Source organism: Haloarchaeobius marinus (assembly GCF_051207415.1).
GTDB lineage: Archaea > Halobacteriota > Halobacteria > Halobacteriales > Natrialbaceae > Haloarchaeobius.
In genome coordinates, this window is sequence record NZ_JBPKGD010000005.1 from 258,769 (window position 1) to 268,112 (window position 9,344).

Below are 9,344 nucleotides of genomic sequence, written 5' to 3' on the forward strand. Positions count from 1 at the left end.
AGTTACTCTTCGTCGTCTTCGGCCTCGGCTTCGGCCTCCGCCGAGACGTCCTCGCTGACGTCGCTCTCGTCGACGTCGACTGCGGCCTCCTCCTCCGCTGCGACCTCTTCGGGGTGCGCTTCGAGCGTCGCCTTCTGAATCTCGACGCGGCGGAGCGGGTAGATGGTCTTCGCCTCGCCGTAGATGGCAGAGGAGAGACGGCCCTCGACGACGGAGTCGACGAGTTCCGCGAAGGTGCGCTCCTCGGCCGCGTTCTCGACGATGTCGGTCATCGTCTTGCGGATGGCGCGCTCCTGGCTGTGGTCCGCCTTCTTCGTCGTGAACGCGACGGGCTGGACCTGGACGCGGTAGTCGTCCGTCGTCAGCACCGTCACGTACGCGTCGACCTTCGACGCGCCGCGGCGGACCAGGCTCCGGAGGTAGTCGCGCGTGAGTTCGTGCTGGACGAACTCGGTGTACGCGGCGTCGGAGCCGACGTCCGTGATCTTGAACGTCAGTTTCGTGTTGTTCTCGCTGGCGTTGTCGGTGAGGTCACCCAGCGTGGTTTCGATGGTGCGGTCGAGCACCTGTTCCGGTTCGTCTGCGGGTGTACTGCCGAGTTCGGCCCGGTCGAACTGCTCCGGGGCGTGCACGGTGTACCACCGCTTCTCTTGCTTCTTGCGGGAAACGGATCGTTCGCTCATTGTTGTTGGTTGCTGTGTCGGTCTGCGTGCTGTACCACTCTCGCTGCGACGTCGACGTTCACCACGTAGTCGTCGACGGTCGACTGCAGGCCGCCGGTCGTCTCGCGCTCGATGTGCGTGACGACGTAGCCGTCCTCGACCGTCGTCCGAATCTCGTCGGTGTTGTCCGGACGGATGGCGCCGGCCACCAGTTGCGGCCTGTCGTGCTCCGTCCGTATCGTCGCTCGTCTCATCGTGCCTCCCTGAACGCCTGGATGAACTCCTTGGTCTCGCACTCGTAGGTCGCGTACCCGGTTCTCGGGGTCCCGTCGTAGGACCCGCCAGTCGTGGTCACCGCGCGCGCCATCGCGCCCGCGAGGTCGCAGTCGTCGACTGCCGCGGCCGCAGCGTCGTCGTCGCCGACGACCAGCGCGACCGGCTCCGCCGACCGGAAGTCCCGGAGCAGTCTGGCGACCACGGTCACCGGCACGCCGTCGTCGACGCGGGCGACGAACAGGCCGTCGTACCGACCCGTCGTGGCCGTCGCGAGCGCGGCATGTGCGGCCTCGGCGGTCTCCCGCCAGGCCGACAGCGCCGACTCCACCACGTCGTGGCCCAGGGCCAGCGCGACGCCGGTCCCAGGCGTGCTCGCGGCCGTACACGACAGCACGTCCGCGAGTCCGCCGACCGTGGCGAACTCGGACTCGGGCGTCGTGTACGGGCGCAGTGCCCGTTCCAGCACGGACGCCGTGCGGTCGGTCGCGTCTTCGGCGGCAACCGTCTCGATGGCGACCAGCGACGCCAGTCGCCGCCGGTCGGAATCGTCGAGGTCGGTGTCGCCGTGTTCGACGCCGGCCTCATCGAACGCGGAGCCGCTCGAACCAGCGTCCACGCCGGCCGAGAACGGCCCGTGGACCAGCGTCGAGTGCCCGACGTCGCCCGGTGCGGACGTCGGCGTCGCCACGCCGGGACGCCGGACCAGTCGGCCCGTCGTCTCGGCCGCGTCGACGAGGCGCTCGGTCGTGCCCGCCCCGGGCGTCACGCCCGCAGCCACGGCACCGGCCAGCGCCAGCACCGAATCCGGCGCGCCGCCGAGTTCGCTCGCCAGTCGCCACGCCGCCACGCTCGCCGGTTCGTCGGCCGGGTCGAGGTGGACCGCGTCCGCGTCTGCGTTCGCGTCCGCGTCGGACTCGCCGACGACCAGCGTCCGGCCGTCGCGGCCGTCCGCCGACCCGTCGCCGACCGCGCGCTCAGTGCGCTCGGCCACCGTCCGGCCCACGCTGACCTGGAACGGTCGCCCGGCATCTCCGAGCGCCCGTGCGACCAGGCCCGCGGCCGCGAGTGCGTCACCGTCGGCCCGGGCGACGACGTGGACGAACGGGGCACTCGACAGTCTGGCGGCGATGTCACTCGTCGCCGACGCGTCCCCGCTCTCGGTGCGACCCGTGTGCGACATTCGGTCAGTCCAGGAGTTCGACGGCTTCGTCGTAGGAGTACGTGAAGTCCGCGTCGAGTTCGTCGCCACGGTAGTAGGCGACCAGACGACGGACCTTCGACTCGGTGTTCTGCAGCGCGCGCTTGTTCTGGAAGTCCTGCGGGTTCTCGTCCATGTGTTCGCGGAGTCGAATCGCACGCTCCATCAGGTTGCGCAGGTCTTCGGGCAGGTCCGAGCCGGCGTCGTGCTCGTCGAGGATCTCGGTGACCTTCTTGCCGGTCGCCAGCTTCACGTCGGGGACCGGCGTGCCGGTCACGCCCTCGTCGCGAAGCTTCATGCCGATCTGTGACGGCTCGTAGCCCTGTTCTGCCAGTTCGACGACGCGTGCTTCGATGTCGTCCGCGTCGACGTCGCTCCACTCCGGCGGTTCGTCCGTCACGGGTTTGTCCGAACCGGACTGCCCGCGGCGGCGAGTATGCATTCTAGCCATGTTTCGAGGATAGGAACAACAGACCGCGAGACGAAACCGGCCGCCGGTGCTGTCGGCACTGGCGACCGGGAGCACCTCCGCAATCCCAAGCCATCGAAGTCGATGACGAGTCAGATTTGCGGCCGTGCTGTTCCCAGCCGTTCGTTTCGTCGTCGCGAGTAAAAGGATTGCTACTCGCGGTCGCTCGACGCCGTCGACGTCGGTATCCGTGTGACACGATACCGTCGTGGTCACTCGCTGGACAGATTCGAGAGGTTTATCAATACCGCCGGGACTACGTTGTATTGCAATCGCGGGCTCGTAGATCAGCGGTAGATCACTCCCTTGGCATGGGAGAGGCCCCGGGTTCAAATCCCGGCGAGTCCATCTGGATTTTAGCGCCATGGTCGGTGAATTCGAAAGCCGATAGAGACGTTCTTCTCGCCGATATCGGCACAATCGCGTCTCAGAGGGTCGTCTCAGGGAGTTCGGGGCAACTGAATTCGAGGCGCACCCCGACGCCGTCTGGCGGCGGAAATAGGGAGTCGCATGTGGACCCCGTCTGCTGTGAGTTCTGCGGCCTCCCGATCACCACAATCGACCAGGAGTGTCCGGCACTCGATGAGGGGGTGTGTCGGCCGTGAGCACCCTCGACGACTTCACCGACGCCAGCGACGGCGCCGACGTCGACGAGAACGACGAGTGCGACTGTGACGAACTCCCCGACGGTGTGCCGTGCTGGCCGTGCTACCGCGACGACGAAGCGGCGTTCACCCGAGGTGAGACCGCGTGAGCGTCGAGCGGCCCCAGCCGGGCAGGCTCGAACGGAGCCGGCAGGCGGTCGAGAATCGGTTGTACCTGACGCCCCTGCGGTTTCCCCCGGAGTGGGCGATGAGCAGTTCCTGGCACCGCGCACAGGCCGCACCCGCCACCTGTGGCCCAGTCAACGCCACCGAGTTCGACGTACTCATAGGGTACCCAGACAGCGACGACCTCGGCGACCGCCACCGCGTCACCTTCACGATCCACCAGGGCAATCTGCTGGCGCACTGTGGGTGTCACGGCTGGACGTATCACGACTGGTGCGCCCACGTCGCCTACCTCTGGTGGCAGTGGAGTCGCGCCCGCCTCGGCGTCACCGACCTCGATACGGGCAGCGTCTACCACGAACCGCCGGTCTGGCTCCGCGTCGACGACCCCGCCCGCCCGACCGCGTCGGCCACCCGCGCCCGGACCGACGGGGGTGACCGACGATGACGCACCCCCGCCGGTCGGTGCGGGGCCTCGCGCACGCGGAAAATGCGCGCCCGCGCGTGAGTCCTCCGCCCGCCACCCCACGGGGGTGTGCATACGGACTGTCTATCGTAACGCCGTCTGCGTATTCAGGGCGTATGCAAATCGCATATCGTGCATACGATTCCCGTCAGCGAGGTGAGGAGTGATGGCGCGGATGGACCACAACCCGAGTTCGCGCGTCTCGTTCGGGTTGCCCGACGACGACAGGGACGACCTCGACGAGATCGCCGACGACCGCGGCGAAAGTCGAAGCGAACTGCTCCGAACGCTCGTCGACGAGTTCCTCCAGGACCACCGCGACGACAACACCGACGAACCCGAGGGCTTCGTCCCGCGCCGGTCCGAGCCCCGGACCATCTACCTCGAAGCCCTCGATGCCTCAGACGAGAACCTTCGGTTGCACGAGCGCCACCTGTCGTTGATGGCCCAGAGCCTCAACACGTTCAACACCGACGGCATTCGGTCGGTGCTCCAGGACCTGCGCCGTCGCGGGTTTGTCTCCCTGATGGGCCACCCACCCGACTGCGACATGAAGAGTCTTCCGTCAGTCTACCGGGTCAAGCCCCGGCCGGTCGACCCCGAAGACTGGACGTACAACGAGAGTCGTAGGCGAGAACGCCGCGACATCGCCGATCTGCTCGGCCGCCCCGACGATGGCGGCGAGTGCATCGGCCACCATCCAAACGCCGACGAGACGGACTGTCTGAAGTGTGGTGCACGACTCGACACCACGCCCGACCGGTGTGCCTGTGGCGTCCCGCTTGACGACGGCGAAGACCGGTGCCCGAACTGCCGCACTGTCGCTGACGAGACCGGTGTCGAAGCCTGAACCGGAATCCAGCTGGTAGACTAGCCGTCAGTCGACCAGTACCCGATGATTCCCTCTCTTTGCAGCTTCTGTTTCTTTCCTAATCAAAAACGGTGGTCAACCCTGTAACGGGGCTGTAACGAAGGGCCCCGCTGCTTTCCAGAGAGCATGGCCAGCCCCCCGACCTCAGAAAGAGATGAGAACGTCGCCGCATACTCCAGCGAGGAGGCAATCCAGACGTACCGGGAGAATGCGGCGACCAACGGGCTGTTTGAGCCCGAGCGAGAGATTTTCGACCGGTACTTCACGGCCGACAACGCTCGCGTCCTCGACGTCGGCTGTGGGGCCGGTCGAACCACCGCCGAACTCCACGCTCGCGGCTTCGACGTCACCGGCGTCGATATCAGCCCCGAAATGATCCGTGCCGCCCGGGCACTGTTTCCCGAGATAGACCTGCGAGTCGCCGATGCTACCGACCTACCATTTCCTGACGCCTCGTTCCAGTACGTCCTGTTTTCGTACTGTGGGCTCGATTACGTCTACCCAGAAGAAGACCGATTGCAGGCGCTGTTGGAGATCAACCGGGTGCTCGAACCAGGTGGCATCTTCGCGTTCAGCACCCGCAACTGGTTGTACAACCTCCCGGCGCTGTTCAACGACTGGGGCCACCTGCGCAACCTTTACGCCGACAACGGCAACCTCCGCCGACTCTTCGACCAGTACAAAGTCGACGGGCGCGAGTACAACGCAATAACGTACATCTCGAATCCGCGCCGCCAGCGCCGGCAACTCGAACGCTGTGGCTTTCGGTACGTCGAGTACGTCGGCAAGCGGGACTCGCCACTCCAGTATCTCGAACGTCGGCCGTACTACGTCGCCCGGAAACCCGAATACGCGGGGTATACCCCGCCGGAGGGAATTGACCGGTTCTCCAGAGGCATCGAAGAAGCACCGAGCAACGACTAACGAGCGACCGGGACAACTGGGGCCGTACTCGTCAGTAGGTACACTTGTTGCAGGAGATTATAGAGGGTATTCGTGGGTTCGAAGTGAGTCGATAACAATGAGGTGGTCTCTCGATAGCTACGGTGCGGTAGGAAGTTCCAAGCGTAACCGACTCGGGGAGGCTCGAACCTGAGTAGCTTCGGCCGGGTTGCATGATCCGAGTCGGTATCCCTGCCCCCTCTTCCTACCGTTTCCGTGTTCGCTCCAGAGCCAGTCGACGAGTCGTGATTGACGCGTCCGCCATGACTCTCACGACACTTCGCGAGTGCTACAAGCGTTCCGATTCGCGCCGAATAACCGGGCTGCATTGGATGGCACGTACTCGTAAACAGGTGCTTCTCGCCCACAGTCACTCGGTAACAAAGCATGTGCTGTCTGAGGGTATAGACGCGGTAGGGAAACACACAGTCCACGACCACCACCACGACCACTGAAGGTAGCTTGCTCATTCCCTCGCTGGGCTTCAGTGGCGTTTCGCCTGAAACGGCAATCCACCCCCTACCGCCTTCTGGCCGGCGTGTCCGTCACAGGTAGCCCCAGCTGTGGTTGTTGGAGGACGCGAAAGAAGATAGCCGCCGGAAGTAGCACAGAACCGCTCCCAGATTCGGGGGGATGGTTTCAACCGTGCCAAATCCCGCGTCTCTATTCAGCGAGGTCTATCTGTCGGTCGCCTTGGACAGTCACCGTGTATCCTTCGTACTCGAAGGTAACCTGCAATCCCTGATTCTGGCTGTCGAAAAGACGGTCGAGCGCATCCGTGTCGACCGAATCGCGGAGAGGGGCGAGGGAAAGGGGGTCAACGTCTTTCACCTGGGCGACTGCCTCGACGATTTGTGTGCAGAGTTCTACTGACGGTTGTGTCTGTGAATTCCGTTGCATCATCTTGTTGGGTGTCCCCATTATTCCACCACTCCTTCCTAAGCCTCGAAGCGGGTATAACCACGTCTTCGGTTCAAACGGTTTAATGTACAGCCCTGTACCATCTTGTGGGGGACCAGGCATCCACACGTGCCTTCGCCCTGTGACGCTGAAAACGTCGAATACGGATAGTTGGCTCACGTCAGTTTAAGCGAAACTATCTGATTCAGAGGGGATTACCTGGCTTCTTTCTACTCGTCGTCGACGAGGTATTCGTCAGCGACCGCGTTTTTCAGACGAGTACCGCGTCGAGCCACGCTCCGACGGGGACCATCAGGTGGTCCCACAGGAGGTAGTCGAGTGGGGTTTCCGGCCACAGTGCGTGACTCACGGCGTCATCGAGCGCAACCAGGCCGAACAGGACGGTCAGCACGCGGGCCGACCTCGGGACGTCGCGCCAGTACGACCGCCGGACCAGCGGTGCCAGAACGACCGTGGCCACCCCTGCAAGCGTGAGGAGTGCACCAGTCTTCGGATGGTATCGCCAGGTCGCTGCGAACCCCAGTAGCGCCGCGAGTGCGCCCACTGTCGCCACGGTCGGTTCTCGGTGTGGGTAGTTGTCGGAGATCGTCCACAGGACGACCAGGGCGGCCAGCAGGCCGAGATACAGATGGTGCGGTGCGAACACTGCCCCGTCGGGCACGGGTTCGACAGGGAAGCCATTGAGCAGGCCCAGGCCCGCGGTCATGCGAGTTCCCCGTAGACGGTCCACGTGCAGTCGTGGCTGTCCGTGTCGCCGTCCCACAGCCAGAGGTTCGCGCCGGTAATGTTGCCCGACCCGTCCGTCACCCAGGAATCCCACCGGGCACGGGCGAACGTGCTGGATGAATCGGTGTCACCGCCCGCTTGGTCGGCCAGCATGGGCACGAGTTGCGCCCTCTTGTACGTGTTCGTGAACGTCACCGTTCGAGTGTACGGGCCGACGTTCGACGTACCGCCGACGGTGCCCGACTCGAACGCCATCGCACTGCCGGTGCTGCCGGCGCCGATGTCAGTCGTGCCGTTCAGGCTCATGCGAGTTCCCCCATGACGTGCCAGCGGAACGTGTTGCCGTAGGCGCTGCTGGACTTCCAGTAGAAGATGTTCGCGCCGGAGATGTTGCCCTCGGGGTCCGTCACCCAGGATTTCAGTGTTGCCTCGTGAATCTCCGCGTACCCGTCCTCCTCGAACGTCTCTTGCGTGATGCAGCCGGTTTCGAGCGTGGCGGTCGTGTACGTGTTTGCGAACGAAACCGTCTTCGTACCGGCCTCGGACAGCGTGGAAGACGTGCCCCAGGTTCCGGCTTCCTCGGCCAGTCCGACACCGCCACCGCCGCCGATGTCAGTCTGCCCGCTCAGACCCATCGGCCAGTTCCTCCTGATGGATGTGTTCCTTCGCGGCTGCTTCTTCCAGGGCCTCCTGCTCGGACTTGCCCGGCGGGGGCTCATACGGGAGTTTGGACGCCATGACGCGGCCGAAGCCACGCAGTCGTTCCTGGGCGTAGTACGTCGGGACCGTCGCGCCGGCGATGAACGCCAGCACGATCGCCGACACGACTTCGGGAGCGACGGTCGGGAGTTCGACCGCCATCAGTCGCGGCCCTCCTTGGACTCGCACCGAAGCCGGTGTTCGCTGTTGCGCTCGACCTCGTGCACCAGGCCCTCGGTCTGCTCGCTCGCGCCCAGCAGCACGTTGATGGCCTGCTTTGCGTCGTTCCGGGCAGCCCGAACGTACCCCGTCAGGCCCAGGGCGCTTAGTGCCGTCACGACCGCCGAGACGGCCATCAGCGCGTCGAACAGTGCGGTCATGCAGCGCGGGTCACCTCCGAGGCGCCGCCGGTTGCGTAGGCCGACCCGGCCCGCGAGAGTTCGTCCTTGAAGAGGTAGGCGAGTACGAGCAGGCCGGCGAGGGGCATCCACCACTGGAACCACTCACCGAATACTTCGCTCCCGACTTCTTCGGCCAGGTCCGTCTGGAACGACGCCAGGGCCCCCGCCATGTCGACCAGCGCCGGCCCCGCCCGGTTCGCCGCATCCTCGCCGGCACCAGCGATCTCGTCGAACAGCCCGCCACCCGGCGTGTCATCGAACTGGCGGTGAAACGCCTCGTCGGTTGAGCCGGCCAGGTGGTCGGCAGTACCGGCGATGGTGTCGTAGACGTCGCCCGCCGTCTCGGTCGTGCCGTCGAGAATACCGCCACCCTCGGTGTCATCGAAGGTGCGGGCAACGGCTTCGTCGGTCGAGCCGGCCAGGTGGTCGGCGGTGCCAGCGACGGCGTCGTAGCTGTCGCTGACGGTTGAGGTGGCCGACTCCCAGAGACTCGGCGACATCAGGCCCCACCTCCGGCGACCACCGCAACCAGCACCAGAATGCCGACGACGGCCATCGGCAGGCCGTCGCTGTCCTGTTCGACCGTCTCTGGCGTGGTGTCGGTCACGGCCTCACCGTGGCCGATGGTCTCGGTCTCAGAGGGGTCGCCGTAGGCGGCGCCACCGGTGGCGTCCTCGATGGTCTGCTGGGTGTCCTCCAGGGACTCGACGCTGTCACTGGCGTCGGTCGTCGCGACCTCGGTGTCGTCTTCCTGGGTTTCGCCGTAGGTCGTGGTGCCGGCCATCCCGTCGATGGTTTCCTCGGCGTCGAGGGTGTCCGAGTCGAGCGACGTGGTGAGCGACCCGCTGCCGATTGCGTCGTGGAGGCTGTACTTGTCGCCGTCTGCGGTGTCGTAGGAGTCGAGGTCGCCCCCGCCTCCGCCAGTGTCGAACGTGGTTGCCAT

General features: G+C 65.3%; 16 protein-coding genes and 1 tRNA gene. 5 read left to right on the forward strand and 12 right to left on the reverse strand.

Annotated features, from left to right (window positions below):
- Window positions 1-2 precede the first annotated feature (2 nt).
- From ACSC1W_RS17765 to ACSC1W_RS17780, 4 genes are read right to left on the reverse strand one after another with little or no spacing between them, the layout of a single operon-like run.
- On the reverse strand, window positions 3-683 hold the full coding sequence (locus tag ACSC1W_RS17765; RefSeq protein WP_435348982.1) for a 30S ribosomal protein S3ae: 681 nt from the start codon (window positions 681-683) through the stop codon (window positions 3-5).
- Window positions 680-916, reverse strand: a complete 237-nt coding sequence (locus ACSC1W_RS17770) for a KEOPS complex subunit Pcc1 (protein WP_435348983.1) — start codon at window positions 914-916, stop codon at window positions 680-682. The genes ACSC1W_RS17765 and ACSC1W_RS17770 overlap by 4 nt, the downstream gene beginning before the upstream one ends.
- Window positions 913-2,118, reverse strand: coding sequence for an exonuclease RecJ (locus tag ACSC1W_RS17775; RefSeq protein WP_435348984.1), 1,206 nt, complete (start codon window positions 2,116-2,118; stop codon window positions 913-915). Before ACSC1W_RS17775 ends, ACSC1W_RS17770 begins: the two co-directional genes overlap by 4 nt.
- Before the next feature lie 4 nt (window positions 2,119-2,122).
- Window positions 2,123-2,587: a 30S ribosomal protein S15 gene (locus tag ACSC1W_RS17780; protein WP_435348985.1), complete on the reverse strand. Its 465-nt coding sequence runs from the start codon at window positions 2,585-2,587 to the stop codon at window positions 2,123-2,125.
- A 294-nt stretch (window positions 2,588-2,881) separates the two neighbouring features.
- Between ACSC1W_RS17780 and ACSC1W_RS17785 the strand changes: the two genes are divergently transcribed.
- From ACSC1W_RS17785 to ACSC1W_RS17805, 5 genes are all read left to right on the forward strand, one after another.
- Window positions 2,882-2,953 (forward strand) — tRNA-Ala (locus tag ACSC1W_RS17785).
- A gap of 253 nt (window positions 2,954-3,206) precedes the next feature.
- Complete coding sequence (locus ACSC1W_RS17790; RefSeq protein WP_435348986.1) at window positions 3,207-3,359, forward strand: hypothetical protein; 153 nt, start codon at window positions 3,207-3,209, stop codon at window positions 3,357-3,359.
- Entirely contained in the window at window positions 3,356-3,823 is a 468-nt protein-coding gene (locus tag ACSC1W_RS17795; RefSeq protein ID WP_435348987.1) for a hypothetical protein, read from the forward strand. The genes ACSC1W_RS17790 and ACSC1W_RS17795 overlap by 4 nt, the downstream gene beginning before the upstream one ends.
- 184 nt (window positions 3,824-4,007) lie before the next feature.
- A complete protein-coding gene (locus tag ACSC1W_RS17800) occupies window positions 4,008-4,691 on the forward strand; it encodes a ribbon-helix-helix protein, CopG family (RefSeq protein ID WP_435348988.1) in 684 nt (227 codons plus the stop codon).
- Between the two features lie 147 nt (window positions 4,692-4,838).
- Window positions 4,839-5,636, forward strand: coding sequence for a class I SAM-dependent methyltransferase (locus ACSC1W_RS17805; protein ID WP_435348989.1), 798 nt, complete (start codon window positions 4,839-4,841; stop codon window positions 5,634-5,636).
- Between the two features lie 681 nt (window positions 5,637-6,317).
- Here ACSC1W_RS17805 and ddfA read toward each other — a convergent pair.
- From ddfA to ACSC1W_RS17845, 8 genes are all read right to left on the reverse strand, one after another.
- Window positions 6,318-6,677, reverse strand: a complete 360-nt coding sequence (gene ddfA / locus ACSC1W_RS17810; protein WP_435348990.1) for a DdfA family disk-determining factor — start codon at window positions 6,675-6,677, stop codon at window positions 6,318-6,320.
- 148 nt (window positions 6,678-6,825) lie between these two features.
- The gene (locus tag ACSC1W_RS17815; protein WP_435348991.1) at window positions 6,826-7,281 is read right to left on the reverse strand and encodes a hypothetical protein; all 456 of its coding nucleotides are present in this window, start codon (window positions 7,279-7,281) and stop codon (window positions 6,826-6,828) included.
- The gene (locus tag ACSC1W_RS17820) at window positions 7,278-7,607 is read right to left on the reverse strand and encodes a hypothetical protein (RefSeq protein WP_435348992.1); all 330 of its coding nucleotides are present in this window, start codon (window positions 7,605-7,607) and stop codon (window positions 7,278-7,280) included. The genes ACSC1W_RS17815 and ACSC1W_RS17820 overlap by 4 nt, the downstream gene beginning before the upstream one ends.
- Window positions 7,604-7,936, reverse strand: a complete 333-nt coding sequence (locus tag ACSC1W_RS17825; RefSeq protein WP_435348993.1) for a hypothetical protein — start codon at window positions 7,934-7,936, stop codon at window positions 7,604-7,606. The genes ACSC1W_RS17820 and ACSC1W_RS17825 overlap by 4 nt, the downstream gene beginning before the upstream one ends.
- The gene (locus ACSC1W_RS17830) at window positions 7,914-8,162 is read right to left on the reverse strand and encodes a hypothetical protein (RefSeq protein WP_435348994.1); all 249 of its coding nucleotides are present in this window, start codon (window positions 8,160-8,162) and stop codon (window positions 7,914-7,916) included. The genes ACSC1W_RS17825 and ACSC1W_RS17830 overlap by 23 nt, the downstream gene beginning before the upstream one ends.
- Window positions 8,162-8,380, reverse strand: a complete 219-nt coding sequence (locus ACSC1W_RS17835) for a hypothetical protein (RefSeq protein ID WP_435348995.1) — start codon at window positions 8,378-8,380, stop codon at window positions 8,162-8,164. The genes ACSC1W_RS17830 and ACSC1W_RS17835 overlap by 1 nt, the downstream gene beginning before the upstream one ends.
- Complete coding sequence (locus ACSC1W_RS17840; RefSeq protein ID WP_435348996.1) at window positions 8,377-8,901, reverse strand: hypothetical protein; 525 nt, start codon at window positions 8,899-8,901, stop codon at window positions 8,377-8,379. Before ACSC1W_RS17840 ends, ACSC1W_RS17835 begins: the two co-directional genes overlap by 4 nt.
- The gene (locus tag ACSC1W_RS17845) at window positions 8,901-9,344 is read right to left on the reverse strand and encodes a hypothetical protein (RefSeq protein WP_435348997.1); all 444 of its coding nucleotides are present in this window, start codon (window positions 9,342-9,344) and stop codon (window positions 8,901-8,903) included. Before ACSC1W_RS17845 ends, ACSC1W_RS17840 begins: the two co-directional genes overlap by 1 nt.

What these genes read in the sequence shown, in the direction of transcription:
- ACSC1W_RS17765 (WP_435348982.1), bottom strand. Translation starts at nt 683, where the DNA reads ATGAGCGAACGATCCGTTTCCCGCAAGAAGCAAGAGAAGCGGTGGTAC.
- ACSC1W_RS17770 (WP_435348983.1), bottom strand. Translation starts at nt 916, where the DNA reads ATGAGACGAGCGACGATACGGACGGAGCACGACAGGCCGCAACTGGTG.
- ACSC1W_RS17775 (WP_435348984.1), bottom strand. Translation starts at nt 2,118, where the DNA reads ATGTCGCACACGGGTCGCACCGAGAGCGGGGACGCGTCGGCGACGAGT.
- ACSC1W_RS17780 (WP_435348985.1), bottom strand. Translation starts at nt 2,587, where the DNA reads ATGGCTAGAATGCATACTCGCCGCCGCGGGCAGTCCGGTTCGGACAAA.
- ACSC1W_RS17800 (WP_435348988.1), top strand. Translation starts at nt 4,008, where the DNA reads ATGGCGCGGATGGACCACAACCCGAGTTCGCGCGTCTCGTTCGGGTTG.
- ACSC1W_RS17805 (WP_435348989.1), top strand. Translation starts at nt 4,839, where the DNA reads ATGGCCAGCCCCCCGACCTCAGAAAGAGATGAGAACGTCGCCGCATAC.
- ddfA (WP_435348990.1), bottom strand. Translation starts at nt 6,677, where the DNA reads ATGCCTGGTCCCCCACAAGATGGTACAGGGCTGTACATTAAACCGTTT.
- ACSC1W_RS17815 (WP_435348991.1), bottom strand. Translation starts at nt 7,281, where the DNA reads ATGACCGCGGGCCTGGGCCTGCTCAATGGCTTCCCTGTCGAACCCGTG.
- ACSC1W_RS17820 (WP_435348992.1), bottom strand. Translation starts at nt 7,607, where the DNA reads ATGAGCCTGAACGGCACGACTGACATCGGCGCCGGCAGCACCGGCAGT.
- ACSC1W_RS17825 (WP_435348993.1), bottom strand. Translation starts at nt 7,936, where the DNA reads ATGGGTCTGAGCGGGCAGACTGACATCGGCGGCGGTGGCGGTGTCGGA.
- ACSC1W_RS17830 (WP_435348994.1), bottom strand. Translation starts at nt 8,162, where the DNA reads ATGGCGGTCGAACTCCCGACCGTCGCTCCCGAAGTCGTGTCGGCGATC.
- ACSC1W_RS17835 (WP_435348995.1), bottom strand. Translation starts at nt 8,380, where the DNA reads ATGACCGCACTGTTCGACGCGCTGATGGCCGTCTCGGCGGTCGTGACG.
- ACSC1W_RS17840 (WP_435348996.1), bottom strand. Translation starts at nt 8,901, where the DNA reads ATGTCGCCGAGTCTCTGGGAGTCGGCCACCTCAACCGTCAGCGACAGC.
- ACSC1W_RS17845 (WP_435348997.1), bottom strand. Translation starts at nt 9,344, where the DNA reads ATGGCAACCACGTTCGACACTGGCGGAGGCGGGGGCGACCTCGACTCC.